The organism is Geodermatophilus sp. DSM 45219 (genome assembly GCF_900104025.1).
Classification (GTDB): Bacteria; Actinomycetota; Actinomycetes; order Mycobacteriales; family Geodermatophilaceae; genus Geodermatophilus.
Window position 1 is genome coordinate 104593 of sequence record NZ_FNIQ01000005.1, and the last position, 24910, is coordinate 129502.

A 24910-nucleotide genomic window follows, 5' to 3' on the forward strand; every position below is an offset into this window, starting at 1 on the left:
CGATGCGTATCGACCCGGCCGGGTGGCCGTTCGTCACCGGGCCCCTGGCACCCGCCGCCGTGCTCGCCGCCACCGGGCGCGCCCGTGGTCGGCGCGGCCTGCGGCTCGCCGCCTGGCCGTTCGCCCTGCTGTCGGCCTACATGGCGCTGTTCTTCCGCGACCCGCAGCGGCGCTGCGACGTCGAGCCCGCGGCACCCGACGACGTCCTCTCCCCCGCCGACGGCGTCGTGATGGTCGCCGGCGAGCCGCAGGAGGGCGTCGCGCCCGAGGGCGACTGGCAGCAGGTGAGCGTCTTCCTGTCCGTGGTCGACGTGCACGTCAACCGCTCCCCGTACCACGGTGAGGTGGTGGAGAGCTCCTACCGCAGGGGCAGCTTCCTGGCCGCCTACCGCAAGGAGTCGGCGCACCGGAACGAGCGCAGCGAGCTGTGGCTGCGCGACGGCGACCGCACCGTGGTCTTCCGGCAGATCGTCGGCGTGCTCGCCCGCCGCATCGTCACCCGCACCGGCGTGGGCCGTCGGCTGGCCACCGGAGAGCGCATGGGCCTGATGAAGTTCGGCTCCCGGATGGACGTCTTCGTCCCCCGGGAGTGCACGGTGCTCGTCGGGGTGGGCCAGCGGGTGCGCGGCGGGGAGACCGTCGTCGCCCGCTGGCCCGGCACCCGCTGAGGAGGACTTCCGTGCCGAGCTCCGCGTCCGGTCAACGCCTCCCCCAGACCCGGCGGACGGCGACCGTCGAGTTCGTCCGCGGCTCGGTGCGCGGCACGAGGCGGCGGGCGCTGGCCACGCTGCCCAGCCTCTTCACGCTGGCCAACATGATGTGCGGCTTCGTCGCGATCCTGGTGTCCATCCGGGGCCAGTACACGCTGGCCGCCGTCCTCGTCGGGCTCTCGGTCGTCTTCGACATCGCCGACGGCGCGGTCGCCCGGCTGGTCGGCGCGGTCACCCCGTTCGGCCTGCAGTTCGACTCGCTGGCCGACCTGGTCTCCTTCGGGCTGGCCCCGGCCCTGCTGGCGTTCACCCTGTTCTCCGAGGGGCGCGACGCCTGGGACCCGCTGGGCTGGGTGGCCTGCGGCCTGTGGGTCTCCTGCGCGGCGATCCGGCTGGCGCGGTTCAACACCACCATCGACCCGACGGCCGACAAGCGGTACTTCACCGGGATGCCGAGCCCGGGTGCCGCCGGTGTCGTGCTGGCCTCGGTGTTCGCCTTCGGCGACCAGATGGAGGGCCGCGACCGGCTGTGGGTGCTGCTCATCCTCGCCGTCCCCGCGCTGCTGATGGTCAGCACCGTCCGCTTCCGCTCGTTCCGCTCGCTGGTCAGCCCGAAGAGCGGGCGTCCCTACGGGCTGATCGCCGCCGTGCTGGCCGTCGTCGCCGGTCTCGCGCTGGCCCCGGTGCTCACCGGGTGCGTGCTGGCCTACGGCTACCTGCTGGCGCCGGTGCTCGTGCCGGTGTTCTCGCCGCTGAACCGGCTGGTGCCCGCGCGGCTCAAGGAGCTGCTGACGTGAGCGAGCTCGCGAGCTCACGCAGGGACGGAGCACGGCCCGGCGCGGATCCGACGAGCGCCAGCGAGGTGGACCCGTGACGGTGCGGCCGATCCGCCCGGACGACGTCCCCGCCGTGGTGGGTCTGGTCCGCGAGCTGGCCGAGTACGAGGAGGCCCCGGACGAGGCTCGGATGACCGAGGAGCAGCTGCACGCGGCGCTGTTCGGCGACTCCCCCGCGCTGTTCGGCCACGTCGCCGTCGCCGACGACGGCGTGGCCGGCGGGCAGGTCGTCGGGATGGCCGTGTGGTTCCTCAACTTCTCCACCTGGCGCGGCACGCACGGCGTGTACCTCGAGGACCTCTACGTGCAGCCCCAGCACCGGGGCAGCGGGCTGGGCCGCGAGCTGCTGCGCACGCTGGCCGAGCTCTGCGTGCAGCGCGGCTACCGCCGGCTGGAGTGGTCGGTGCTGGACTGGAACACCCCCTCCATCGACTTCTACCGGGCCGCGGGAGCGGTGCCGATGGACGGGTGGACGGTCTTCCGGCTCACCGACGACGCACTCGCGGCCTTCGCCGCCGCCGACCGCCGGTAGCCCCTCGACGGGCGGGTGGCCGGCTGCCACGGTGGCGTGCCCGTCCACCGGCCCGGGGTCCCCGTGCCACGTCAGCTCTCCGCCGCCGACCTCGGGTCCGCCCCGGCCCACTGGGTCCCCGGTGAGCTCTCCACCCTGCTGGCCACGGCAGAGCAGACCGGCGGTGCCTCCGGTCCCGCCGGGGAGCCGCTCCCGCGGCGCGGAGCCGCCGCCGCACGTGCACCACCGGGAGGACGGGTCGTTCCGCGTCCACGGGTCACCCACCGTCCGGATCGGTGACGTGGTCCTCCGCGCGGGACCCGGGTCGTCCACCCACTGCCCGAGGGACGTCCCCCGCCTGTTGACGGTCGAGTCCGACGCGGTGCGGGTGCTCACCCCCGTGCACCGGGGGCTGGAGTCGTTCCTCGTCGAACTCGGCCGGCCGGCACGCAGCCGGACGGTCCCGGTCGGTGAGCTGGAACCCGGGACCCGACGGGTCGCCACCCCGGCCCGGCACTACGGTGCGGAGGTGCTGACCACCTGGCCCTGAGATCCCGAGGACGTGCGAGTGACGATCGACCGCAAGCCGGCCGAGTGCTGGTTGACCGACATGGACGGCGTGCTGGTGCACGAGGGCCAGGCCCTGCCGGGTGCCGCGGACTTCCTGGAGCGGCTGACCGAGGCCGGGCGGCGCTTCCTCGTCCTCACCAACAACTCGATCTTCACCCCGCGCGACCTCGCCGCGCGGCTGGCGCGGTCGGGCCTGCAGGTGCCCGAGGCGTCCATCTGGACCTCGGCGCTGGCGACCGCGGACTTCCTGTCCACCCAGCTGCCGAACGGCTCGGCCTACGTCATCGGCGAGGCGGGCCTGACCACGGCGCTCTACGAGGCCGGCTACACGCTCACCGACACCGACCCGGACTACGTCGTCCTCGGGGAGACGCGCACGTACTCGTTCGAGGCGATCACCCGGGCGATCCGGCTGGTCGGTGCGGGAGCGCGGTTCATCGCGACCAACCCCGACGTCACCGGCCCCTCCCCCGAGGGCCCGCTGCCGGCGACCGGGTCCGTGGCGGCGATGATCACCCGCGCGACCGGCTCGGAGCCCTACTTCGTCGGCAAGCCGAACCCGATGATGTTCCGCAGCGCCATGAACCGGATCGAGGCGCACTCGGAGTCCACGGTGATGATCGGCGACCGGATGGACACCGACGTGGTCGCCGGCATCGAGGCCGGCCTCGACACGATCCTGGTGCTCACCGGCTCGACGCGGGCCGCCGACGTCGCGCGCTTCCCCTTCCGGCCCGGCCGGGTGCTGGACTCGATCGCCGACGTCGTCGAGCTGGTCTGAAGGAGGACCACCCTTCCCCCCGCACCTCGGAGGAGGACCCCGTCCTCCTCACCGCTCGCAGGCTCGCGGCGAGCCTCTGAACGGGGCCGGCGGGTCCCTGGAGGGTGGCCGTTCCCTCACCTCCGGTTCAGCGCTCGAGGAACGCCAGCCGGGCCTCGGGCGTGGCCAGCAGGTACAGCTCGGTGGCCACCAGCACCAGGATCGGGACGCCGACCCACGCGCCACCCCACTCGAACGCCGAGTACCAGCCGAGCAGGCCCAGCAGCAGCTGCAGGAAGACCACGGGGCCCCGCGACCACGGCGAGACCCGCCACAGGCCCGCGGCCGCGGCGCCCAGCAGGACGGCGAAGAAGCTGACGTAGACGACCTCGGCGAGCGCGCGGGAGGTGCTGTCCGGGGTCGAGGTGAAGGTCAGGAAGAGCAACCAGAGCGCGACCAGCGCCAGCCCGGCCGCCTCCACCCCCGCGACCAGCGCGGCCCGGCGCAGGGCGGGCGGCGCGGCCGGCCGGTCCTGCTGCGGACGAGGGCTGGCGGGCTCCGCGGCACCCCCGAGCAGCCGTTCGGCCCGTCGTCGATCGCGCGGCGGCCTGGCTCCGGGCTGCTCGGTCACGCCCGGGAGGGTACGCGCCGGGCACCCTGCGGGCCCTCGTCCCGCCGGGCCCCGTACCGGGGCACCGGCCGCACGCCCGCGCGTCGGCGGCGGACGCGCTGGCTAGCCTGGCGGCATGCGTGCGCTCGTGGTGGCCAACCCCGCGGCGACGACGACCAACCGCGCCGTCGGTGACCGGGTGCTCGCGACCCTCCGCGCCGGCCTGCACGTCGAGATCGCCGAGACCACCCACCGCGGCCACGGCAGCGAGCTGGCCCGCAAGGCCTGCGCCGAGGGAGTCGACGTGGTCCTCGCCCTGGGCGGGGACGGCACGGTCAACGAGGTGGTCAACGGCCTGCTGCACGACGGCCCCGGTGAGCACGTCCCGCCGTTGGCGGTGGTCCCGGGCGGCTCGACGAACGTCTTCTCCCGCGCTCTCGGCCGCTCCCGGGACCCGGTGGCCGCCGCGGAGGAGGTCCTGGCCTCGCTGCGCGCCGGCCGCACCCGGCGGATCTCGCTCGGCACGGCGAGTGTCCGCGGTGCCACCACGGCACCGACCCGGCTACCCGATCCCGGCATGGCGCAGGCCGCGGCCGACGCCGGAGCCGCGGCCCACCCGGAGTGGTCCGAGCCGCGCTGGTTCGTCTTCTCCGCCGGCCTGGGCTTCGACGCCGACGTCATCGGCCGGGTGGAGGCCCACCGCGCCCGCGGCCGCCGCTCCACCGGCCTGCTCTACGTCCAGGAGGCGACCAGCGCCTTCGTGCTCGGCCGCGAGCGCCGGGACCCGGCGATGTCGGTGCAGCTGCCCGGCGGCCCGCCGCTGGACGGGCTCTTCCTGTGCCTGGTCTCGAACGTCTCGCCGTGGACCTACCTGGGCGCCCGAGCGGTCAACCCCACCCCGGACGCCACCTTCGACGGCGGCCTCGACGTCTTCGCCCTGGGCCCTACGGGCATCGTCCGGATGCTGCGCCACGTGCGGGAGGTCTTCGCCCCGCGGCCCGACCTGCGCGGTCGGGGCGTGCACCGCTGGCACGACCTGGACGGGCTGGCGCTCACCGCCCGCCGACCGCAGGGGTGGCAGCTCGACGGCGACCACCTGGGGACGGCGACCGGTCTGCGGGTGCGCAGCGTGCCGTCCGCCCTCACCGTCGTCGTCTGACGCCCGCGGGAGCATCGCAGCGAGCGAGGAGCGGACCGGCGGCGGAAGGCGACCAGCAGGCACCGTCGTCCGACGCCGGCGGGAGCACCGCAGCGAGCGCCGGCGGGCGAGGAAGACCGAACGGTTCCGCTATCGGCCCGGTGACCTGCGCTTTCACGCACGTGGTCGACCGGTTGTCAACGCAGCGCGCGGGATGACCCTCTGGTCGAGTGGCGGCCCTACCATGCCCGTGGTGAGCTTGCTCACGAGGGGTCGACCGATGCCCTCGTTCTGCTTGACAGGTGTCCTCGCCGTGAAAACATCGCGGGAGGAAAGCAACCTGTCGGTAACACATGCATGAAGTCGCTGTGCCATGGCGCTGGTCACCCCGGTGCCGGCCTGCGGATCGGTCCGAGGCCGGCGACGACTGCACCACACCGTAGACGACATCGAGGAGAACACGGCCATGGACTGGCGCCACCGCGCGCTCTGCCGCGACGAGGACCCGGAGCTGTTCTTCCCCATCGGGACGACCGGCCCCGCCCTCGTGCAGATCGAGCAGGCCAAGGGTGTGTGCCGGCGCTGCCCCGTCGTCGAGTCGTGCCTGGACTGGGCACTGCGCGCGGGGCAGGACTCCGGCGTCTGGGGTGGGCTGTCCGAGGACGAGCGACGCGCGCTGAAGCGGCGTCAGGCTCGGACCCGCGTCCGCACCGCCTGAGCACACCGCACCACTGCACCGCAGCGAGGCCGGTCCGGAGCCCTCCGGACCGGCCTCGCTGCGTCATGCGGTCCTAACGGCGGAGTCTCCCCGCCCCGGGCAGCGTGAGGACCACCTCGGTGCCGCTGCGGCCGTCCGCGGGCCGGGACGGCGGGCTCGTCATGGCCAGGCTCCCCCCGAGCTCGCTGTCGACCAGCGTGCGCACGATCTGCAGGCCGAGCCCGTCGCCGGTGGACGGGTCGAAGCCCTCCGGCAGCCCCCGGCCGTCGTCGAGAACCCGGACGACGAGGTCGTCGCCGTCCCGCTCGGCCACCAGCTCGATGCTGCCCGGGGTGCCGTCGGGGAACGCGTGCTCCGCGGCGTTGTGCAGCAGCTCGGTGACCACGAGCACCAGCGGGGTCGCGGCCACCGCCGGCAGCTCGCCGAACTGGCCCACCCGCCGGGTCCGGGCCGCCGGCCCCACCGAGGTCAGGTCGCCCAGCATCGGCAGCACCCGGTCCAGCACGTCGTCGACGTCGACCACGTCCTCGCGGCTGCCGGCCAGCGTCTCGTGCACCACCGCGATCGAGGACACCCGCCGCACCGACTCCTCCAGCGCCTCGCGCGCCGCGGGCTCGGTCATCCGGCGCGCCTGCAGCCGCAGCAGCGCGGCGACCGTCTGCAGGTTGTTCTTCACCCGGTGGTGGATCTCCCGGATGGTGGCGTCCTTGGTCAGCAGCGCGCGGTCCCGCCGGCGGACGTCGGTCACGTCGCGCACCAGCACGAGCGCGCCCTCCTCGGCCCCGGGCGGCTGCAGCGGCAGCGCACGCAGCAGCAGGGTCGCCGCCAGGCACTCGACGTCCGTCGGGTCGGGGAACCGCCCGGCCACCGCGGCCCGGATGCCGGCCGCGACCGCCTCCCCCGCCACCCGGTCGGCCGCGGCGTCGCGGGTCAGCTGGGCCAGGTCCGCGCCGACGACGTCCCCGGTGACCCCCAGCCGGCGGTAGGCCGACAGGGCGTTCGGGCTGGCGTAGACGGCGCGGCCGTCGGCGTCCAGCCGCACCAGCCCGTCGCCCACGCGCGGGCTCAGCTCGCCGTCCAGCGGCTTCTGCGGGGGGAAGGTGCCGGCCGAGACCATGAGGCAGAGGTCGGCGGCGATGTCGAGGTAGGTCAGCTCCAGGGTGGACGGCGACCGGGTCACCGCCAGGTTGGTGTCGCGGGCCAGGACGGCGACGACGACGCCGTCGTGGCGCACCGGCACGACCTCCCGGCGCCGCGGGGTGGCGCCCGACCAGTCCGGCTCCCCCTCGGTGACCGGCCGGCCCTCGCGGTGCGCGACCACGAACGGCTCGGCGGCCCGGCCCGCCATCTCCGAGCCGACGAGGTCCTCGGGCTGGCTGGTGGGCGCGGTGAGCGGCCGCACCTGGGCCACGCACCACCAGGCACCGGTGTTCAACGGCACCCACAGGGTCAGGTCGGCGAACGACAGGTCGGCCAGCAGCTGCCAGTCGGCCACCAGCCGGCGGGCGTGGTCGACCTGGGCCGGCGCGGACGCCGAGCCGCGGGTGAGACGGTCGGAGAGGCTGTTCATGGTGTCCCGAGCGTATGACCGGCCCTGCCTACGCTGGCCGACGTGTCCTCGACCCCCGACGCACCCGTCCTGACCGTCGACGCCGCCCGTCCCGGCGACTTCGCGCGCATCGGGCAGCTCACGTCCGACGTGTACGTGGGCGGTGGGCTGGCCGCGCCGGAGTACGGCGAGCAACTGCGGGACGTCGCCGCGCGGGCCGACCGGGCCGAGCTGCTCGTCGTCCGGGACGACGCCGGCCGCGTGGTCGGCAGCGTGGCGCTGGTGCTGGCCGGCGACTTCGGCGAGGTGACCGAGTCCGACGACGAGGCGGCGTTCCGGATGCTCGTCGTCGACCCGGCCGTGCAGGGCCGCGGGATCGGGGAGCTGCTGGTGACCACCTGCCTGGAGCGGGCGCGGGCGGCCGGGAAGCGGCGGGTGGTGCTGTCGACCGACCGGCGGATGACCATGGCGCAGCGGCTCTACGAGCGGCTCGGCTTCCGCCGGCTCGCGGAGCGGGACTGGAGCCCCAGGCCCGGCATCGACCTGGTGGTCTACGCCCTCGAGCTCTGAGCCTCAGCCGTCGACGGTGGCGATGAGGTCACCCTCCTGCAGGACCTCGCCCTCGACGACGTGCAGCTCCCGCACGGTGCCGGCCCGCTCGGTGAGGACGGGGATCTCCATCTTCATCGACTCGAGGATCACCAGGGTGTCCCCGGCCGACACCTCGCTGCCGGGCTGCACGAGCACCTTCCACACGCTGGACACCATCTCCGCGTGGATCTCCTCGACCGGCACCGGCACCTCCCTGACTGAGCCGACCCCCATCCTGGCACGGCGAGGCGGGCGGGCCGGCCGCCTCCAGGACGTTGCGGGGCCGCTTCCTCACGCCCCCGGCGCAGGACTCCCCGCAGCGAGCCGCTCCAGGACGGCGCGGACGTCGGGCCCGTCGTGCGGCACGCCGACCTCCGGCAGCCCGCGGAGGACCTCGCCGGCGGCGCGGGCGGCGGTCGCGGTGTCGGCGGCTCCCGCGCTGACGGTGGCCAGCAGCGCGTCGTACCAGCGGTCCAGCCGGTCCCCGGGGTCGTAGCCGCTCACCGCCACGACCTCGGCGCCCGGTGCGACCGTGTGCCGGCCCGACCGCGGCAGCTGCCCGGTGACCCGACCGCCCTGCCCGGGTGGGAGGGTCGAGCGCAGCTGGACGGTGACCGCCCGGCGCGGCGGCACGCCGGACCCGGCATCGGCGGCCGGGCCGCCGGCGGCGCTGCGCAGGGCGAGCTCGACGGCGTCCACACCGTGGGCCCGCTCGAGCACCGTCATGTCCAGGGAGAAGCCGGCCGCGACCTCGCCGAGCTCGCCGTCCGGGGCGATGCCCACGGTGACCAGGCCGCGCCAGCCGACCTCCGGCAGCCGCTTGGCCGCCGGCGGCAGCTCGACCGGCTCGTCCGGTGTCCAGGACACCCGGGCGATCCCGGCGGCCCGGTCGCGGGACACCGGCGTGGTGCACCGCAGCCCGCCGTCGGTCACCAGGGCGAGGAAGCCGCGCTCGCTGGCCGGCTCGACGCCGTCCCCGCCGAGGCGCTCCAGCACGGCGGCCGACGGGCCGACCCAGGTGAGGCCGGCGGCCACCACCGCGCCGGCCAGACGGGCGTTGCCGGCCAGGGCGGGGGGCACCGGGAGGACGGCCTGTACCCCGCTGCGCCGGGCGGCCTCGACGATGCGGTCGACGGCGAGGTAGGACTCCGCGGCCGGCGCGGGCCCGAGCAGGAGGGCGTCGTCGGCCAGCCGCACGTGCCGGGCCGAGCGGTCGGCCTCGGAGTGGACGGCGACCGTCTTCACGTCCAGGCGGGAGCAGGCCGCCACCACCGCGCAGGCGGCCGGCCCGCGACCGGCCACGAGCACGCTCTCGATCCCGACGTCCGCCACGTCCCGAACCGCCTTCCACCCGCTCCGGTGCCGTCCCGCCCCACAGCCTCCCCGCCCGTCCCCGCGGACCGCCACAGGGGGTGGGTGCCGCGCGGGGACGTGAGAAGCTGGAGCCTCAGCCTGACGGGTCCCCCGGTCTCGCGCGCCCAGACGCGTCCCGGGGTCACCCAGAGGTGTCCAGGGGCCCGGCAGCGGGCCCGCAGCAGCGACGAGGGAAGGAGGGCGGCGATGTCCAAGCGTGGACGCAAGCGGCGCTCCCGCAAGGGGAACAAGGCCAACCACGGCAAGCGCCCCAACGCCTGAGGACAGGCGTCGGAGTCGATCGTCGAACGCCAGAGGCCCAGAACCCGGTGGGTTCTGGGCCTCTGGCGTTCGACGGTGCCGGTGCGCTCAGGCGGTGGGGCGCTCCTGCGTGCGCTCCACGGTGACCCGCTCGACGCTGACCTGGGTGCCGTCCTCCTCGAAGGTGACGCTGGTCAGCTGCAGCTTGATGCGGTCGCGCAGCCCCGGCGGCGGCGTGTCACCCCCGCAGCGGCGGCGGACCAGCGCCTTGAACTCCTGCTCGATGCCGAACTCGCGCAGGCACGAGGAGCAGTCCTCGAGGTGCTCGGCGATGAGGGCGCGCCGCTCGTCGCCGGTCTCGTGGTCGAGGAACTCGAAGACGTGGGAGAGGACGTCGTCGCAGGAGTGGATCTCGATGGGCTCGCCTGCGCCACGGTCGTCGTCGGTCATGACTGGCTCGCCTCCTCCCCGGCACCGGCGCGGACGAAGCCGCGCTCGCGGGCGTAGTCGGCCAGGAGCTTCTGCAGCCCACGCCGACCGCGGTGCAGGCGGGACATCACCGTGCCGATGGGCGTGCCCATGATCTCGGCGATCTCCTTGTAGGCGAAGCCCTCGACGTCGGCGAGGTAGACCGCCAGGCGGAAGTCCTCCGGCAGCTGCTGGAGGGCCTCCTTGATGTCGGAGTCCGGCAGGTGGTCCAGCGCCTCGATCTCCGCCGAGCGCAGGCCGCTGGAGCTGTGCTCCTCGGCGGCGTAGAGCTGCCAGTCCTGCACCTGGTCGGTGGGATACTGCTGCGGCTGCCGCTGCTTCTTGCGGTAGCTGTTGATGTAGGTGTTGGTCAGGATCCGGTACAGCCAGGCCTTGAGGTTGGTGCCCGCGGCGAACTGGTGGAACGCCGAGTAGGCCTTGACGAAGGTCTCCTGCACCAGGTCCTCGGCGTCGGCCGGGTTGCGGGTCATCCGCAGGGCCGCCGGGTAGAGCTGGTCGAGGTAGGGCAACGCGTCGCGCTCGAAGCGGGCGTCGCGCTCGGCGCGGGTCTCGTCGACCTCCGAGCGGCTGCCGCCGGCGCGGGCCTCGGGGACCTCGACCGGCGCGGTCTCCTCGGCGGTCTCGGGCGTGCGGTCCGCGGACTCCTCAGGCACCGACCGTCCTCTCTGCGGCGCCCGGACGCGGGCCACCGCCTCCGATGATCCTAGCCGCGCGGCCCCGGGCCGGCCCGGGGGCCGCCGGAGCGCGGGGCGCTGGCGGGCGCTGGTGGAGAGGGTGCTGCTCACGTGGGGTCCCAACCGTCCGCCCCGGGGTCGCCATTCCCGGGTGGCCCCCTCCAGGGCACCGCCGGCCCCGTCCCGGGACCCGCCCTGAGCCTGCGAAGGGTGGGGAGGACGGGGTCCTTGTCCGAGGGGTGGTGAGGAGGGTGCCCTCTACTCTCCCCGCCGTGGCGGCGACCCCGGCGGTGCGGGCACTGGAGAAGGCCCGGGTGGTCCACACCCTGCACCCCTACGACCCCGAGCACCCCGCGGACCAGGGGCACGGTGAGGCCGCGGTGGCCGCGCTCGGCGCCGACCCCCGGCAGGTGTTCAAGACGCTGGTCGCCCGGGTGGACGGCGCGCTCACCGTCGCCGTCGTCCCGGTGGCGGGCAGCCTGGACCTCAAGGCGCTGGCCGTGGCCACCGGCGGCCGCAAGGCGGCGATGGCCGACCCCGCGGACGCCGAGCGGGCCACCGGCTACGTGCTCGGCGGCATCAGCCCGCTGGGACAGCGTAAGGCGCTGCCGACCGTCGTCGACGAGACGGCGCTGTCCTTCGCCACCGTGATGGTCAGCGCCGGACGGCGGGGCCTGCAGGTGGAGCTGGCGCCGACCGAGCTGGTGCGGCTGACCCGGGCCCGCACTGCCGCGATCGCGAAAGGACCCCTCGCCCCCCACCACTCGCAGGCTCGCGGCGGGCCCCTGCGAGGGGCCGACTAGGAGCTGGGCACCGCGTAGGGGGTGAGCAGCTGGTCGACCGGCGCGTGGTCGTCGGTGAGCACGTCGGCGTCCCCGACGAACCTCGCCAGCTCCCCGCCGGTCGCGACCCGCCAGTCGAGGCCCCGGTCGCCCAGCGCGGCGTCGACCGCGTCCAGCGGCAGCGGCTGCCGGGAGGCCAGGACGACGACGTTGCCGCCGTCCTCCCCCGCGAGCACGGCGTCGCGGGCCAGCAGCGCCACGTGCGGGAAGACGGCGTCCAGCGTGGCGAGCTCCGCGCGCAGGAACCCCAGCGGCGGGTTGTCGATGATGTTGGCGACGTAGACGCCGTCGTCGGTGAGCGCGCGGTCCACCAGCTGCATGGCCTCCACGGTGGTCAGCTGCCAGGGCACCGACAGCCCGCCGAAGGCATCGCCGACGACGAGGTCGCGCTCCCCCGCCGGCTCCTCGGCCAGGGCGACCCGGGCGTCGGCCACCTCGACCCGCAACCCGTCGGTCTCGGTGAGGCCGAGCTGCTCGCGGTCCATCGCGACCACCCCGGGATCGACCTCGACGACCAGGCTCTCGGTGCCCGGGCGGACCTCGGCGAGGTAGCGCGGGAGCGTCGCCCCGCCGCCGCCGAGGTGCAGCGCCGACAGCGGCTCGCCCGCGGCAGCGGTCACGTCGGTCACCGCGGCGATCGCCTGCACGTAGTCGAACTCCAGGTACGTGGGGTCGGCGAGGTCGACGTAGGAGTGCCGCAGCGTGTCCAGCACCAGCACCCGGCCCGTCTCCCGCTCCGGGTCGGCGACCACGCGCGCGCAGTGGTAGGCGGTCTCGGCCTGGCACTGCGACGGTGCGACCGCGGCCAGCAGGGAGCCGCCCAGCGCCAGCAGCAGCAGCGCCGGCGGGACCCGCCCCGCCGTCCCCCCGCCGCGCCGGCGCAGCAGCACCCCGACCGCGAGGCCGACCGCCACCGTGACCAGCCCGGTGCCGACGAGGATCCCGCTCGTCGGGAAGACCGCGACGAGCAGGAAACCGGTGAGGAAGGTGGCGGCGATCCCACCCAGGGTGCCGATCCCCGACAGCCGGCCGACGACCGAGCCGGTCTCGGCCAGGCTCGCCAGCTGCAGCTTGACCACCATCGGCGGCACGGCCGACAGCAGCGCGGCGGGGACGACGACGGCGATCGCGGCCAGCAGCAGCACGCTGCCGGCGTCGGCGCCGGTCAGCACCGACCCGGCGAAGCGCACCAGCGGCAGGACGGCGACGACGAGCGCACCGCCCGCGACCGTCAGCGGCGCGATCAGCCGGCGCGGGTCGGTCCGGTCGGCCGCCGTTCCCCCGGCCCAGGCGCCGACGGCGATGGCGGCCAGCGCGAAGCCGATGACCGCCGTGTTGGTCTGCAGGGTGATGCCGACGTAGGGGGCGATCAGCCGCAGCCCGGCCAGCTCGAGCACCAGCACGGCGCCGGAGGTCAGGAAGGTGATGCCGGCGGCCACCCAGTCGGGCAGCGCGGCGGGGCCGGTGCGGTCGGCGGCCCCGGGGAGGACCTCCTCGGTGCTGCCCACCTCAGAAGAGCGCGGGCTGGTCGGCCGGCGCGGCGACCGACTCGGCGCGGGCGGTCAGCTCGACGCCGTTGTTCTTCACGCTGTTGACCGCGGGGCTCACCGGCCGCAGCTCGAGGCCCTCGACCAGCTCCGGCGGGGTCGGCGCGGCGACCTCGGCGACGTCCTCCCGCGCCGGGTCCAGCCAGTCGGCCCAGCGCTCGCGCGGCAGCACCAGGGGCATCCGGTCGTGGATCTCGGTGAGCGCACCGACGGCGGGCTGGGTGACCACCGTGCAGGTGTACAGCCGGTCCTCGCCCTCGCCCCAGACCTCCCAGAGGCCGGCGAAGGCCAGCACCGAGCCGTCCTGCGGGGTCATGTAGTACGGCTGCTTGCCGGGACCGTCGAGCTTCTTGGCCCACTCGTACCAGCCGTCGGCCGGCACCAGGCAGCGCCGCGAGCGGGCGGCGCGGCGGAAGGCCGGCTTCTCGGTGAGGGACTCGACGCGGGCGTTGAGCATCCGGTTGCCGACGGAGGCGTCCTTGGCCCACGAGGGCACCAGGCCCCAGCGGACGGCGCGCAGCTCGCGGTGCGTGGCACCGGTGGGCGCCCCCTCGGGGTCGCGCTCCCGCTTGGTGCGCACGACGTACACGTCCTTGGTCGGGGCGACGTTGTAGTCGGCCGGCAGCGCGGGCCGGCCCTCGGCGGGCACCGCCTCGAACTCCAGGACCAGGTCCTCGGGACGGCGGCTGGCGGCGTAGCGGCCACACACGGTGGTACCTCCCGGTCGAGGGCCGACAGATGCGGTCACCTGCGACTGTAGGCGGGGACGGCGACGGTTCCCGGCAGCGGGAGACGGGCAGGCAGGGTCGACGGCCCGACGCCCGAGAGACGAGGATCACCGACGTGACCGCGACGCAGAGCCCGAGCACCGAGCAGCCCAAGACCGCCAGCGAGTCCGCCGAGCGGAGGTACGCGACGGTCAACCCCTTCACCGGCGAGACCGAGCAGGAGTTCGACTTCACCCCGACCGAGGCGATCGACGGCATCGTCGAGCGCGCCCACGCTGCCTACCAGGAGTGGCGGGAGCGCTCGGTCGAGGACCGCGCCGCCGTCGTCCGGCGGGCCGCGCAGCTGGTGGACGAGCGGCGTGAGGACCTGGCCCGGCTCATCACCACGGAGATGGGCAAGCGGCACGACGAGGCCACCGGCGAGCTGAAGCTCTGCTCGATGATCCTGGACTACTACGCCGACAACGGCCCGGGCTTCCTCCAGCCCCAGCCGATCCAGCCGCTGGGCAAGGGCGAGGCGGTCGTCGAGACCCGGCCGATCGGCGTCCTGCTGGCCATCGAGCCCTGGAACTACCCCTTCTACCAGGTGGTCCGCGTGGCCGGCCCGAACCTGGTGCTGGGCAACACGGTCATCCTCAAGCACGCCGAGATCACCCCGCAGTGCGCGGTGGCCATCGAGCAGCTGTTCACCGACGCCGGCGCTCCCGAGGGCGTCTTCACCAACACCTTCCTGCGCATCGACGACGTCGAGCAGGTCATCGCCGACCCCCGCGTCCAGGGCGTGACGCTGACCGGCAGCGAGCGGGCCGGCAGCGCGGTGGGCGCCCTGGCCGGCAAGCACCTCAAGAAGTCGGTGCTGGAGCTCGGCGGCAGCGACCCGTTCATCGTGCTCGACGCCGAGGACCTGGGCGCCACGGTCAAGGCCGCGACGATGGGCCGGATGCAGAACACCGGCCAGGCCTGCACGGCGTCGAAGCGGCTGATCGTCACCGAAGAGCTCTACGAGCCCTTCGTCGAGGGCCTCAAGCAGGCGTTCGGCACCTTCGCCCCCGGCGACCCGGCCGACCCGTCGACGTCCCTGGCGCCGCTGTCGAGCGAGCGCGCCGCGCAGGACCTGCACGCTCAGATCCAGGACGCGATCGACAAGGGCGCCACCGTCGTCGCCGGGGGGACGCGCCCCGACCGGCCGGGCGCGTTCGTCGAGGCCACCGTCCTCACCGACGTCACCCCGGAGATGCGGGCCTACCGCGAGGAGCTGTTCGGCCCCGCGGCCGTGGTCTACAAGGTGAAGGACGCCGACGAGGCCGTCGCGCTGGCCAACGACAGCGACTTCGGCCTGGGCGCAACCGTCATGAGCAGCGACCTGGACCGCGCGCGGGCGGTGGCCGAGCGGCTCGAGGCCGGCATGGTGTGGATCAACCAGCCGACCGGCTCCTCCCCCGAGCTGCCCTTCGGCGGCGTGAAGCGCTCCGGCTACGGCCGCGAGCTCTCCGAGCTGGCCATGTTCGAGTTCGCCAACCGGCGGCTGGTCCGGACGCTGCCGGCGAAGAAGGCGTCGAAGCCGGTCGCCGGCTGAACGGCCCCGTTCAGAGGCTCGCGCCGAGCTTGCGAGGTGTGAGGAGGACGGGGTCCTTTCTCGGGCAGGATGGGCGCATGAGCCCGGTCTGGACGACGCCGCACCGCGCCACCCCGGTGGACGCCGTGGTGGCGCTGCCCGGGTCGAAGTCGCTCACCGCCCGGGCGCTGGTCCTGGCCGCGCTCGCCGACGGCCCGAGCCGGCTGGTCCGGCCGCTGCGCGCCCGGGACACCGACCTGATGGCCGCGGGGCTGCGGGCCCTGGGCGTGCGGGTCGACGAGGACGGCGCCGACTGGGTCGTCACCCCGGGCGAGCTGCGCGGCCCCGCCGAGGTCGACGCCGGCCTGGCCGGCACGGTGCTGCGCTTCCTGCCTCCGGTCGCCGCGCTCGCCGAGGGTCCGGTGCGGCTGGACGGCGACCCCCGGCTGCACGAGCGCCCCAACGCCGGGCTGATCGCGGCCCTGCGCGACCTCGGGGTGCGGGTGGACGACGACGGCCGCGGCCGGGCGCCGTTCACCGTGCACGGCACCGGGCGGGTGGGCGGGGGCGCGGTGACCGTCGACGCGAGCGAGTCCTCGCAGATCGTCTCCGGGCTGCTGCTGGCCGCCGCCCGCTTCGACGAGGGCGTCGACCTCACCCTCGCGGGCGGGCTGCCGTCGATGCCCCACGTGGAGATGACCGTGGAGTCGCTGCGCGAGCGCGGCGTCGACGTCGTCCCCACCGGGCGCGGGTGGCGGGTCCCCCCCGGGCCGGTCGCCGCCCGGGACGAGGTGCTCGAGCCCGACCTCTCCAACGCCGCCCCCTTCCTCGCTGCGGCGCTGGTGACCGGCGGGCGGGTGACGGTGCGCGACTGGCCCACCGCGACCACCCAGCCCGGCGGCCGGCTGGACGCGCTGCTGGGCGCGATGGGGGCGTCGGTGCAGCGGGTGGACGGCGGCCTGCAGGTGACCGGCGGCCCGACGATCCGCCCGCTGGTCGCCGACCTCGGCGAGGTGGGCGAGCTGACGCCCGTGCTGGCCGCGCTCTGCGCGCTGGCCGACGGCACCTCGCGGCTGACCGGCGTCGGCCACCTGCGCGGCCACGAGACCGACCGGCTGCAGGCGCTCGAGGAGGTGCTGACCGCGGTCGGCGCGCACGTCGAGCAGCTGCCCGACGGGCTGGTCGTCACACCCGGCGCGCGCCGGCCGGCGACGCTGGACAGCTACGCCGACCACCGGATGGTGCACGCCGCCGCCGTCCTCGGGCTGGCCGTCGAGGGGGTCGAGGTGCGCGACCCGGGTGCGGTGAGCAAGACGCTGCCGGACTTCGTCGACCGGTGGGACGCGATGCTGGGGGTCGAGCACTGAGCCCCCGCCGGCACGACAAGCGGTCGGACGAGGACGACGTCCGGGTCCGGCCCAGCCGCCGCGGTTCACGGCCGCGGACCCGGACCCGCCCGAGCCACTCCGACGCCGTCCCGGGACTGGTGGTCGCGGTCGACCGCGGCCGCATGACGGTGCGGGTGGCGGGCCCCGACGGCGCGCCGGTGGAGGTCACCGCGATGCGCGCCCGCGAGCTCGGCAAGCACGGCGTGGTCGTCGGCGACCGGGTGCGGCTGGTCGGCGACACCAGCGGGCGCACCGACTCGCTGGCCCGCATCGTGACCATCGAGGACCGGACCACCTCGCTGCGCCGCACGGCCGACGACACCGACCCCACCGAACGGGTGGTGGTGGCCAACGCCGACCAGCTGGTGATCGTCACGTCGGTCACCGACCCCGACCCGGCGCTGGGCTTCCTGGACCGCTGCGTGGTGGCCGCGTACGCCGGGGGGCTGGAACCGCTGCTCTGCCTCACCAAGACCGATCTGGCCAGCCCGCAGCCGCTGCTCGACCGCTACGCCGGCCTGGAGGTCGACGCCGTCCCGATGTCGCGGGAGGCGCCGCTGGATGCGCTGCTGGAGCGGCTGGACGGGCGGATGAGCGTGCTGGTCGGGCAGTCCGGCGTCGGCAAGTCCACGCTGGTCAACCGGCTGGTGCCGGACGCCTTCCGGGCCACCGGGGACGTGAGCAAGGTCGGCAAGGGGCGGCACACGTCGTCCTCCGCGGTGCTGCTCGACCTGCCCGGCGGCGGCACGGTGATCGACACCCCGGGCATCCGCTCGTTCGGCCTGGCGCACGTGACCGCCGAGGACGTCGTCGCCGCGTTCGAGGACGTCGCCGAGGCCGCGGTCGACTGCCCGCCGGCCTGCGGGCACACCGCCGAGGACCCGGACTGCGCGCTCGACGCCTGGGCCGACGCCGGTCCCCCGGCCCGCCGGGAGCGGCTGGAGAGCCTGCGCCGGCTGCTCGACGCCGTCGGCCAGCTCGGCCCCGGCTACTAGAAGGGCCCTCCGCGCCCCGCGTTCTCGGCGCGGACCCTGGAGGGTGGACGTTCCAGGATGGTCGCCATGGAACAGCAGGTCCACTTCACCACCCTGGCCACCGCCGACCTCGATGCCGCCCGGCGCTTCTACGTCGAGGGCCTGGGGTGGCGCCCGCTGCTCGACGTCCCGGGCGAGATCGTCTTCTTCCAGATCGCGCCGGGCACCGTGCTGGCCTTCTTCGAGGCGGCCAAGTTCGCCCAGGACCTCGGCCGCGGCCCCGACCGTCCCGCGGTCTCCGGCGTGACGCTGGCGCACAACGTGGCCGACCGGGACGCCGTCGTCGCGGTCGCCGAGGCCATGACGGCGGCCGGCGGCACGGTGCTGACGCCGCCGGAGGACGGCGCCTTCGGCGGGGTCTTCCACGCTCTGGTGGCCGACCCGAACGGCGTCGTCTGGGAGGTCGCGCACAACCCCGGCTGGTCGGTCGACCCCGACGGCACCGTCCGGCTCGGCTAGACGGCTCCTCCGCGTGCAGTCCGGCGTGGAACGGGTTGCCGGTTGCCCGCCATCGGCGTTCCCGCGGGAACGCCCGAGTGGTCCACCGGTCAGCGCCTGCGCCGATCCTGCTTCCGGAGCCACCGCTCGAGGTACTCCTCCGGCGAACGCGGGCCGTCGGCCGGGATCGGCTCGTGGCGCAGCCGCGGGAAGAGGTCGTCGGTCATCGGCTCGTCGACCGCCTCGATGTGCAGGTCGTGCCCGTCGCCGGCCCAGGTGCCGTCGAGCGCCTCGGTCCACACGCAGACGCCGGTTCCGACGTCGAGACGGACCAGCTCGGCGCTCGGGTACTCGGCCTCCGGCAGCCACTCCGGGCCCCACTCGGCGAGGTCCGCGGTGCGGCTGCGCAGCAGCGGGCAGCAGCCGCAGCGCGGCTCGTAGTCCGCCGTCGGGCGCACCAGCGCCTCCCACGCGGGCCGCCCGGCGTGCTCGACCTCGCGCAGGCCGTCGACCTCCAACGGCGACCCGGAGCCCTGGGTGCGACCCTCCGCCAGCTCGGCCGGGTCCAGCTCGGCGACCCAGCGGTAGTCCTCCCACATCGGGTCCTCCAGGTGCGCGCCGTCCGGCCGCACGGCGACCAGCCCGTCGGCGCGGAACACCGGGTCCTCCACCGGCGGGGGCGGGTCCCAGGGACTGCTGCCCAGGACCGCGGACACGGTGGGCGTCCCACGGACGACGTCGAGCAGCCGCCCCGAGGGATCCTCCACCCGCAGCAGGCCCGGGCGGCGCAGCCACGCGTGCCGCGGTTCCGACCACGTCCGTGCGCGTCGCCGGCGCTCGGTGAAGCGCAGCGTCGACCAGCGCCACGGCGAGGACCGGGCGAGGGCGAGGAAGGCGTCGGCGTCGGGCACCCGCCGAGTCTGCCCGCCGCGATCATGGCACCGCGACCGCTTTCCGGGCTCCTCCGGTGGTCCCGGCGCCATGATCGCCGGGCAGTCGGCGGAGCGAGCGCTCAGACGTCGACCCAGCCGCCGCTGCGCCAGTAGAGGCCGGCCTCGCGGGTGAGCAGCCCCTCGTCGACGAGGTAGCGGCGCAGCGCGGCGGTGTCGGGGTGCCAGACCGCCAGCAGCGCGTTGACCTCCCGCTCGGGATAGCGGACGCCGGCGTCGAAGACCCGCACCAGGTGCTCGAGCACGACCCGCCGCTTGGTCTGCTGCGCCGGGATGGACACCAGCCGCCCGTCGCGGACGAAGGCCGACAGGACGGCGTCCTCGGCGGGGTCGTCGGACAGCGGCTCGGGCGGTGGCGCGGCCTCGGCCGCGGCGCGGGCCGCGGCGCCGAACTGCCCGGTCAACAACTCCAGCTCGTGCCGGTCGCGGCGGACCAGGCCGGCCCGGCCCAACCGCCGGGAAGCGAGTGCCACGTCCTTGAGCGGCAGGCCGGTCGCCTCGGCGACCTGCTCGATCGTCCCGGCGCCCAGGGCGAGGGCGGCGACGACCTTGAGCCTGGTCGGGTCGGCCAGCAGCCCGGCGATGGTCGCGGCGTGCACTCCCCGACCGTATCCGTGCATCGCCCGCGTCGGCCGGGGGTAGCCCGGGCCCATGGTGAGCCCGATCGACATCCAGAAGGCCCTCAAGGGCATGGACTACCCGGCGAGCAAGCAGCAGATCCTGGAGCACGCGAAGGGGGGCGACAGGGAGGTCCTCGACGCGCTGGAGAAGATCGACGACCGGGAGTACGAGGGGCCCAGCGGCGTGAGTGCCGCGGTCTTCGACTGAGCGCCCGCTAGGTTCGGTGCCCATGACACCGGGCCGGGACTACACGGGGGACATGCACCTGGCGCACGTGCTGGCCGACCAGGCTGACTCGATCAGCCTGGACCGCTTCAAGGCGCTGGACCTGCAGGTCGACACCAAACCGGACCTCACGCCGGTCACCGACGCCGACCGCGCCGTGGAGGAGCAGCTGCGCATCACGCTGGCTCGTGCCCGCACCCGCGACGCGGTGCTCGGCGAGGAGATGGGCGCGACCGGCCACGGACCGCGCCGGTGGGTGCTCGACCCGATCGACGGGACGAAGAACTTCGTCCGTGGCGTGCCCGTGTGGGCCACGCTCATCGCCCTGTTCGACGGCGACGAGCCGGTCGTCGGGCTGGTCTCGGCGCCGGCGCTCAACCGTCGCTGGTGGGCGGCCAAGGGCGTCGGGGCCTGGACCGGCCGGCGGCTGGAGTCGGCGAGCCGGTGCACCGTGTCGAAGGTCGGCGACCTGGCCGACGCGAGCCTGTCTTACTCCAGCCTCTCCGGCTGGGAGGAGCGGGGCCAGCTCGGCGGCTTCCTCGACCTGACCCGCACGGTGTGGCGCACCCGCGCCTACGGCGACTTCTGGAGCTACGTGCTGCTGGCCGAGGGTGCGGTGGACGTCGCCTGCGAGCCCGAGGTCTCGGTGTGGGACCTGGCCGCCCTCGACGTCATCGTGCGGGAGGCCGGCGGCGCCTTCACCGACCTCACCGGCACCCCTGGCCCGGCCGGCGGCAGCGCGCTGGCGACGAACGGCCTCCTGCACGACGCCGCGCTGGGCGTCCTGCGCCCACCACCCGCAGCCGCCTGAAGAAGGACCTCCCTGCCCCCCGCCACTCGCAAGCTCGCGGCGGGACCCTGCAGGGAGGCCACCCTGCACCTAGCGGCCGTGACCGCCCTGGAAGCGGCGGCGCGCGTCGTCGATCTTCGCCCGGGTCTTCGGGTCCTTGGCCAGCTGCTGGGCCTTCTCGGTGGCCTGGCTGATGACCCGACGCCCCTTCGGGGTGTTGGCGAACTGGGCCAGCTTGCTGAACAGCGACGCCATCGGTAGGTCCTCCTCGCGTCGTCCGGGCGGCTGCTCCGCCCTGCTGTGCCGCTCAACGCGGTGGTGCGGCTCCCCGTTCCGCGGACCAGCGGTCCCGCGCGGCGGTCAGCTCCGGCACCGGCCGGGGCTCGACCGGCCGGCCGGGCTCCTGCTCCGTCGCGACCTCGGTGCCCGTGCCGCGGGCGGCGAGCACCGCCGCGCCGACCGCCGAGGCGCTGCGGATCGGCAGGTACCGCACGGGGACGGCGAGGACGTCGGCGAGCAGCTGCTGGACGACGGCCGGCCGCCCACCACCCCCGGTGAGCGTGACCGGCCCCTCCCCGTCGAGCAGCTCCGCGGCCGCCGCGACCGCGAACGCGACGCCCTCCACGGCCGCTCGGGCCAGCTCGGCGCGGGTCGTGCCCGCGGACAACCCCGTCCAGCCGCCGCGGTCGGCCGGGCCCGCCACGCCGCCGCGCTCGCCGGTGAGGAACGGCCGGAAGACCACTCCCCCGGCGCCGGGCGGGACCGACGCCGCGGCGTCGAACAGCTCGGCGGGTGTCATCCCGAGCACGCCGCACACCCACGTCCACGCCAGGCCGCCGTTCTGCAGCGCGGCCATCGCGTACCAGCCGTCCTCGACGTCGGCGTATCCGTGCACCGGCGGGTCGTCGGCCGGCGTCGGCGTCCACCCGGGCTGCAGCACCTGCGCACCGGTGCCGAGGTTGACCTGCCGGCCGGCCGTCGTCCCGGCGGCGAGCAGGGCCAGCGGGGTGTCCCCGCCACCGACCACGACCGGCACCTCGCCGACCGGGAGTGCCGCGGTGCCCACGACCTCGGCCGAGGGCCGCACCACGGGCAGCTGCCCCGGGTCGACGCCGGCCACGGTCACCGCCTCGGCCGACCAGCCGTCGGCGACGACGTCCCACAGCAGGGTGGCCGAGGCGTCGCTGCGGTCGGTGACCCGCGGGTCGGCGTCCGGCACGAGCGCGGCGCGCAGCACGTCCTTGGGCAGCAGCACGGTGGCCGCCCGCCCCAGCAGACCCGGCTCGTGCGCGGCCAGCCAGGCCAGCACGGGACCGGTCATCCCCGGGACGAGCGGGTTGGCCAGCGCGGCACGGGCACCGTCGGGCAGCCCGTGCCAGCGCTGCACCTCGGCGCCGGCGCGGGAGTCCGGCCAGAGCACGGCGGGCGCCAGCGGGGCGCCGGCGGCGTCGACCAGCACGGTGCCGTGCATCTGCCCGGACAGGCCCAGCCCGGCGACGCGGCGGCCGGCCAGCGCCGGGAGCACCCGGGCCAGCGCGTCGTCCACCGCCGCCCGCCACACGGCCGGGTCGGTCTGCGCCCAGCCGGGGCGCGGGCGGTCGACGTCGTAGCCGGACTCCGCCTCGGCCACCACGTCGCCGGAGGCGTCCAGCGCCAGCAGCTTCAGCCCGCTCGTGCCGAGGTCGACGCCGAGCAGGACGTCGCTCACCGCGGTCGGTGCGCGGAGCCGCCGCTGCGGCCGTTGCGGTCGGCCAGCAGACCGGCCAGCGTGCTCAGCGCGATCTCCGCGGGGGTGCGCGAGCCGATGTCCAGCCCGATGGGCCGGTGCACGCGGGCGACCTCCTCGGGCGGGACGCCGAGGGCGGCCAGCGCCGCCACGTGCGGACCCTCGTGCCGCGGGTTGCCCATGACACCGACCCAGCGCACCCGCCGGGCCAGCGCGTCGCGCAGCACCTCGCCGAGCTCGGGCCGGTGGTGGTCGGTGACGACGACGTCGGCGTCGGACAGGTCCTCGGTGAGGTCGGCCAGCTCCACGACGCCGGCCCCGCGGGCGGGGTCGGGGTCGAGCAGCACCGTGCGGAACCCGAGTTCCGGCGCCCAGCGCTGCAGCACCTCGGCCACGGGCGAGGCGAAGACGGCGACCAGCACCCGGCCGCTGGTCTCGTCGGCGGGCGCACCGTGCGCGACGCCGCAGTTCGGATCGCTCACGATGTCTCCCCGAGGAAGCCGACCAGCGCCGCAGCGAAGGCCGGAGCCCGGAGTGCGGTCGAGTGGTCGCCGGGGACGACGGTCACCCGGGCACCGGGGATGGCCGCAGCGAGCGCCTCGGGGCGGTCCGCGAGCGGATCGGCGTCGCCGGCGAGGACGAGCGTGGGCGCGGTGATGGCGGCCAGGTCCGGGTCGCGGGCGTGCACCGCACGGGCGTGCGCGGCCAGGGCGCGCCGGTCGGCGGCGAGGGCGTCGGCCATCCGGCGGAAGTCGACGGTGACGGGGTCGCGCACATCGGCGACGTCGGCCGCCTCCAGCGCGGCGGCCAGCCGGGCCATCAGGGCGGCGTGGCGCGCGGCGCCACCGGGCTCGACGAACGGGGCGCCGGCACCGCCGACGACCAGCCGGCGCACCCTCCGGTCGGTGGCCGCGGTCAGCATCGCGACCGTCGCGCCCATCGAGTAGCCGGCCAGGTCGAAGGACTCGTGGCCGAGGGCATCGGCCACCCGCCGTAGGTCGTCGGCCATCCGGCGCTCCCCGTAGGCGGCGGAGTCGTGCGGCTTGTCCGACCTCCCGTGCCCGCGGGCGTCGACGCCGACGACCTCCCGTCCGGCCGACAGGAGGACGCCGACGGCCCCGGTGCCGACCCAGTTGAGCCGGGTGTCCGCGACGAAGCCGTGCTGGAGGTACACCGGCGGCAGGTCACCGGGGGCGCCCCACCGGTGCACGGCGACCTCGACGCCGTCTGCCCCGGGTACCCGCAGCCTCGTCGCCGGCACGGTCACGTCGCGTGCTCCGGGCTGTCGCCGTACGTGTAGGAGGGGTCGGCGTAGCGCCCGCCGACGGCCGCACCGGGCGGGGCGATCTCACCCAGGCGGGCCAGGTCGTCGTCCGACAGCTCGACGGCGGCGGCGCCGACGTTCTCCTCCAGGTGGCTGCGCCGCTTGGTGCCGGGGATGGGCACGACGTCGTCCCCCTGCGCGAGGACCCAGGCCAGGGCGAGCTGGCCGGGCGTGCACCCCTTCTCCTCCGCCATCGCCCGGACGGCGTCGACCAGCCGCAGGTTGGTCGTGAACGCCTCACCGGTGAAGCGCGGGTGGCCGCGGCGCCAGTCGTCCTCGCCGAAGTCCTCCGGGCTGCGGATGGCGCCGGTGAGGAAGCCGCGGCCCAGCGGGCTGAACGGCACGATGCCGATGCCGTGCTCGCGGGCCACGCCGAGCACCTCTGCCTCCAGGTCGCGGGTCCACAGCGACCACTCGCTCTGCAGCGCGGCGATGGGGTGGACGGCGACGGCGCGGCGGATCGAGGCGGCCGACGCCTCCGACAGCCCGAGGTGGCGGACCTTGCCCTGCTGCACCAGCTCGGCCATCGCGCCGACCGTGTCCTCGATCGGCACCCGCCGGTCGACCCGGTGCTGGTAGTACAGGTCGATCACGTCGACGCGCAGCCGGCGCAGGCTGGCCTCCGCGCAGGCGCGGACGTTCTCCGGGCGGCCGTCGACGACCATCGAGTCGCCACGGCGGGACAGCGAGAACTTGGTCGCCAGCTGCACCTCGTCCCGCCGTCCGGCGATCGCCTCGCCGACCAGCTCCTCGTTGTGCCCGTCCCCGTAGACGTCGGAGGTGTCGAGGAAGGTGACGCCGAGGTCCAGTGCCCGGTGGATGGTCGCGAGCGACTCGTCGCGGTCGGCGGCGCCGTAGGACTGGCTCATCCCCATGCAGCCGAGGCCGGGTGCGGAGACGGTCAGGCCGTCGCGGCCGAGCGTGCGGGTGCCGACGGGAGAGGGAGAGGTCACCCGGGCATCCTCGCCGTCC

General features: G+C 75.4%; 30 protein-coding genes and 1 pseudogene. 16 read left to right on the top strand and 15 right to left on the bottom strand.

Translation table 11 applies throughout. From position 1 onward, the window contains the following. The first annotated feature begins 2 nt into the window (after positions 1 to 2). From BLR12_RS16175 to BLR12_RS16195, 5 genes and pseudogenes are all read left to right on the top strand, one after another. Complete coding sequence (locus tag BLR12_RS16175) at positions 3 to 668, top strand: phosphatidylserine decarboxylase (RefSeq protein WP_091380340.1); 666 nt, start codon at positions 3 to 5, stop codon at positions 666 to 668. A gap of 11 nt (positions 669 to 679) precedes the next feature. Then, positions 680 to 1507 carry a CDP-diacylglycerol--serine O-phosphatidyltransferase gene (gene pssA / locus BLR12_RS16180; protein WP_091380343.1) on the top strand — a complete coding sequence of 276 codons (828 nt, stop codon included), beginning with the start codon at positions 680 to 682 and terminating at the stop codon, positions 1505 to 1507. A gap of 37 nt (positions 1508 to 1544) precedes the next feature. Continuing rightward, a pseudogene (locus tag BLR12_RS16185) lies at positions 1545 to 2078 on the top strand (N-acetyltransferase family protein); the annotation flags it as partial. Positions 2079 to 2418: 340 nt separating this feature from the next. Continuing rightward, positions 2419 to 2607 (top strand): hypothetical protein, encoded by a 189-nt coding sequence (locus BLR12_RS24095; RefSeq protein ID WP_143018794.1) that lies wholly within the window; start codon positions 2419 to 2421, stop codon positions 2605 to 2607. Between the two features lie 18 nt (positions 2608 to 2625). Next, on the top strand, positions 2626 to 3408 hold the full coding sequence (locus BLR12_RS16195) for an HAD-IIA family hydrolase (protein ID WP_218120704.1): 783 nt from the start codon (positions 2626 to 2628) through the stop codon (positions 3406 to 3408). Between the two features lie 127 nt (positions 3409 to 3535). Here BLR12_RS16195 and BLR12_RS16200 read toward each other — a convergent pair whose 3' ends face one another. Next, positions 3536 to 4018: a hypothetical protein gene (locus tag BLR12_RS16200; protein ID WP_091380349.1), complete on the bottom strand. Its 483-nt coding sequence runs from the start codon at positions 4016 to 4018 to the stop codon at positions 3536 to 3538. Between the two features lie 115 nt (positions 4019 to 4133). Between BLR12_RS16200 and BLR12_RS16205 the strand changes: the two genes are divergently transcribed. Beyond that, complete coding sequence (locus BLR12_RS16205) at positions 4134 to 5156, top strand: diacylglycerol/lipid kinase family protein (protein ID WP_091380352.1); 1023 nt, start codon at positions 4134 to 4136, stop codon at positions 5154 to 5156. A 445-nt stretch (positions 5157 to 5601) separates the two neighbouring features. Continuing rightward, on the top strand, positions 5602 to 5853 hold the full coding sequence (locus BLR12_RS16210) for a WhiB family transcriptional regulator (RefSeq protein ID WP_091380355.1): 252 nt from the start codon (positions 5602 to 5604) through the stop codon (positions 5851 to 5853). Positions 5854 to 5926: 73 nt separating this feature from the next. Here BLR12_RS16210 and BLR12_RS16215 read toward each other — a convergent pair whose 3' ends face one another. Then, positions 5927 to 7423, bottom strand: coding sequence for a sensor histidine kinase (locus BLR12_RS16215; RefSeq protein ID WP_091380358.1), 1497 nt, complete (start codon positions 7421 to 7423; stop codon positions 5927 to 5929). Positions 7424 to 7465: 42 nt separating this feature from the next. On the opposite strand from BLR12_RS16215, the gene BLR12_RS16220 reads away from it, so the two are divergent. Next, positions 7466 to 7972 (top strand): GNAT family N-acetyltransferase, encoded by a 507-nt coding sequence (locus BLR12_RS16220; protein WP_091380361.1) that lies wholly within the window; start codon positions 7466 to 7468, stop codon positions 7970 to 7972. Positions 7973 to 7975: 3 nt separating this feature from the next. Here the strand turns inward: BLR12_RS16220 and BLR12_RS16225 are convergent, their stop codons facing one another. After that, positions 7976 to 8197: a biotin/lipoyl-binding carrier protein gene (locus BLR12_RS16225; protein WP_091381201.1), complete on the bottom strand. Its 222-nt coding sequence runs from the start codon at positions 8195 to 8197 to the stop codon at positions 7976 to 7978. Between the two features lie 87 nt (positions 8198 to 8284). Further along, entirely contained in the window at positions 8285 to 9325 is a 1041-nt protein-coding gene (locus BLR12_RS16230) for a biotin carboxylase N-terminal domain-containing protein (RefSeq protein WP_091380365.1), read from the bottom strand. Between the two features lie 228 nt (positions 9326 to 9553). On the opposite strand from BLR12_RS16230, the gene BLR12_RS25695 reads away from it, so the two are divergent. Next, the gene (locus BLR12_RS25695) at positions 9554 to 9628 is read left to right on the top strand and encodes a 50S ribosomal protein bL37 (protein ID WP_014377707.1); all 75 of its coding nucleotides are present in this window, start codon (positions 9554 to 9556) and stop codon (positions 9626 to 9628) included. An 87-nt stretch (positions 9629 to 9715) separates the two neighbouring features. Here the strand turns inward: BLR12_RS25695 and rsrA are convergent, their stop codons facing one another. Both rsrA and BLR12_RS16245 read right to left on the bottom strand, forming a co-directional pair. Further along, a complete protein-coding gene (rsrA, locus tag BLR12_RS16240) occupies positions 9716 to 10057 on the bottom strand; it encodes a mycothiol system anti-sigma-R factor (RefSeq protein WP_091380371.1) in 342 nt (113 codons plus the stop codon). Beyond that, a complete protein-coding gene (locus BLR12_RS16245; protein WP_091380374.1) occupies positions 10054 to 10749 on the bottom strand; it encodes a sigma-70 family RNA polymerase sigma factor in 696 nt (231 codons plus the stop codon). Before BLR12_RS16245 ends, rsrA begins: the two co-directional genes overlap by 4 nt. 293 nt (positions 10750 to 11042) lie before the next feature. Here BLR12_RS16245 and ybaK point away from each other — a divergent pair, with 293 nt between their 5' ends. Beyond that, on the top strand, positions 11043 to 11573 hold the full coding sequence (ybaK, locus tag BLR12_RS16250) for a Cys-tRNA(Pro) deacylase (RefSeq protein WP_091380377.1): 531 nt from the start codon (positions 11043 to 11045) through the stop codon (positions 11571 to 11573). Here ybaK and BLR12_RS16255 read toward each other — a convergent pair. Continuing rightward, positions 11570 to 13120 carry a fused MFS/spermidine synthase gene (locus tag BLR12_RS16255; RefSeq protein ID WP_091380380.1) on the bottom strand — a complete coding sequence of 517 codons (1551 nt, stop codon included), beginning with the start codon at positions 13118 to 13120 and terminating at the stop codon, positions 11570 to 11572. The genes ybaK and BLR12_RS16255 overlap by 4 nt on opposite strands. A gap of 1 nt (position 13121) precedes the next feature. Next, positions 13122 to 13868 carry an SOS response-associated peptidase gene (locus tag BLR12_RS16260; protein WP_091380382.1) on the bottom strand — a complete coding sequence of 249 codons (747 nt, stop codon included), beginning with the start codon at positions 13866 to 13868 and terminating at the stop codon, positions 13122 to 13124. A gap of 134 nt (positions 13869 to 14002) precedes the next feature. On the opposite strand from BLR12_RS16260, the gene BLR12_RS16265 reads away from it, so the two are divergent. The 4 genes from BLR12_RS16265 (at position 14003) to BLR12_RS16280 (ending at position 18323) form a co-directional block, all read left to right on the top strand. Next, on the top strand, positions 14003 to 15463 hold the full coding sequence (locus BLR12_RS16265; RefSeq protein ID WP_091380386.1) for an NAD-dependent succinate-semialdehyde dehydrogenase: 1461 nt from the start codon (positions 14003 to 14005) through the stop codon (positions 15461 to 15463). 77 nt (positions 15464 to 15540) lie between these two features. After that, entirely contained in the window at positions 15541 to 16809 is a 1269-nt protein-coding gene (aroA, locus tag BLR12_RS16270) for a 3-phosphoshikimate 1-carboxyvinyltransferase (RefSeq protein ID WP_091380389.1), read from the top strand. A 143-nt stretch (positions 16810 to 16952) separates the two neighbouring features. Further along, positions 16953 to 17825, top strand: coding sequence for a ribosome small subunit-dependent GTPase A (gene rsgA / locus BLR12_RS16275; protein WP_255363554.1), 873 nt, complete (start codon positions 16953 to 16955; stop codon positions 17823 to 17825). 66 nt (positions 17826 to 17891) lie between these two features. Continuing rightward, a complete protein-coding gene (locus BLR12_RS16280; protein ID WP_091381203.1) occupies positions 17892 to 18323 on the top strand; it encodes a VOC family protein in 432 nt (143 codons plus the stop codon). Between the two features lie 89 nt (positions 18324 to 18412). On the opposite strand, the gene BLR12_RS16285 is transcribed toward BLR12_RS16280, so the two are convergent. Both BLR12_RS16285 and BLR12_RS16290 read right to left on the bottom strand, forming a co-directional pair. Continuing rightward, positions 18413 to 19213, bottom strand: coding sequence for a hypothetical protein (locus BLR12_RS16285; RefSeq protein WP_176832552.1), 801 nt, complete (start codon positions 19211 to 19213; stop codon positions 18413 to 18415). A 101-nt stretch (positions 19214 to 19314) separates the two neighbouring features. Beyond that, on the bottom strand, positions 19315 to 19851 hold the full coding sequence (locus tag BLR12_RS16290) for a DUF2087 domain-containing protein (RefSeq protein WP_091380394.1): 537 nt from the start codon (positions 19849 to 19851) through the stop codon (positions 19315 to 19317). Positions 19852 to 19903: 52 nt separating this feature from the next. Between BLR12_RS16290 and BLR12_RS16295 the strand changes: the two genes are divergently transcribed. Beyond that, complete coding sequence (locus tag BLR12_RS16295; RefSeq protein ID WP_091380396.1) at positions 19904 to 20080, top strand: DUF2795 domain-containing protein; 177 nt, start codon at positions 19904 to 19906, stop codon at positions 20078 to 20080. Positions 20081 to 20102: 22 nt separating this feature from the next. After that, entirely contained in the window at positions 20103 to 20909 is an 807-nt protein-coding gene (hisN, locus tag BLR12_RS16300; RefSeq protein ID WP_091380397.1) for a histidinol-phosphatase, read from the top strand. A 69-nt stretch (positions 20910 to 20978) separates the two neighbouring features. Here hisN and BLR12_RS24625 read toward each other — a convergent pair whose 3' ends face one another. Genes BLR12_RS24625 through BLR12_RS16320 form a run of 5 tightly spaced genes read right to left on the bottom strand, consistent with a single transcriptional unit; the run spans position 20979 to position 24891 of the window. Beyond that, a complete protein-coding gene (locus BLR12_RS24625) occupies positions 20979 to 21143 on the bottom strand; it encodes a hypothetical protein (protein WP_176832553.1) in 165 nt (54 codons plus the stop codon). Between the two features lie 52 nt (positions 21144 to 21195). Continuing rightward, positions 21196 to 22596: an FGGY family carbohydrate kinase gene (locus BLR12_RS16305; RefSeq protein WP_091380401.1), complete on the bottom strand. Its 1401-nt coding sequence runs from the start codon at positions 22594 to 22596 to the stop codon at positions 21196 to 21198. After that, complete coding sequence (locus tag BLR12_RS16310) at positions 22593 to 23096, bottom strand: XdhC family protein (protein ID WP_091380403.1); 504 nt, start codon at positions 23094 to 23096, stop codon at positions 22593 to 22595. The genes BLR12_RS16305 and BLR12_RS16310 overlap by 4 nt, the downstream gene beginning before the upstream one ends. Continuing rightward, entirely contained in the window at positions 23093 to 23881 is a 789-nt protein-coding gene (locus BLR12_RS16315; RefSeq protein ID WP_091380406.1) for an alpha/beta fold hydrolase, read from the bottom strand. Before BLR12_RS16315 ends, BLR12_RS16310 begins: the two co-directional genes overlap by 4 nt. Further along, positions 23878 to 24891 carry an aldo/keto reductase gene (locus BLR12_RS16320; protein ID WP_091381204.1) on the bottom strand — a complete coding sequence of 338 codons (1014 nt, stop codon included), beginning with the start codon at positions 24889 to 24891 and terminating at the stop codon, positions 23878 to 23880. Before BLR12_RS16320 ends, BLR12_RS16315 begins: the two co-directional genes overlap by 4 nt. Between the last annotated feature and the right edge of the window lie 19 nt (positions 24892 to 24910).

Coding starts and splice junctions, on each gene's coding strand:
- BLR12_RS16175 (WP_091380340.1), top strand. CDS start 3: ATGCGTATCGACCCGGCCGGGTGGCCGTTCGTCACCGGGCCCCTGGCA.
- BLR12_RS16205 (WP_091380352.1), top strand. CDS start 4,134: ATGCGTGCGCTCGTGGTGGCCAACCCCGCGGCGACGACGACCAACCGC.
- BLR12_RS16210 (WP_091380355.1), top strand. CDS start 5,602: ATGGACTGGCGCCACCGCGCGCTCTGCCGCGACGAGGACCCGGAGCTG.
- BLR12_RS16215 (WP_091380358.1), bottom strand. CDS start 7,423: ATGAACAGCCTCTCCGACCGTCTCACCCGCGGCTCGGCGTCCGCGCCG.
- rsrA (WP_091380371.1), bottom strand. CDS start 10,057: ATGACCGACGACGACCGTGGCGCAGGCGAGCCCATCGAGATCCACTCC.
- aroA (WP_091380389.1), top strand. CDS start 15,541: ATGAGCCCGGTCTGGACGACGCCGCACCGCGCCACCCCGGTGGACGCC.
- rsgA (WP_255363554.1), top strand. CDS start 16,953: ATGACGGTGCGGGTGGCGGGCCCCGACGGCGCGCCGGTGGAGGTCACC.
- BLR12_RS16280 (WP_091381203.1), top strand. CDS start 17,892: ATGGAACAGCAGGTCCACTTCACCACCCTGGCCACCGCCGACCTCGAT.
- BLR12_RS16295 (WP_091380396.1), top strand. CDS start 19,904: ATGGTGAGCCCGATCGACATCCAGAAGGCCCTCAAGGGCATGGACTAC.
- hisN (WP_091380397.1), top strand. CDS start 20,103: ATGACACCGGGCCGGGACTACACGGGGGACATGCACCTGGCGCACGTG.
- BLR12_RS24625 (WP_176832553.1), bottom strand. CDS start 21,143: ATGGCGTCGCTGTTCAGCAAGCTGGCCCAGTTCGCCAACACCCCGAAG.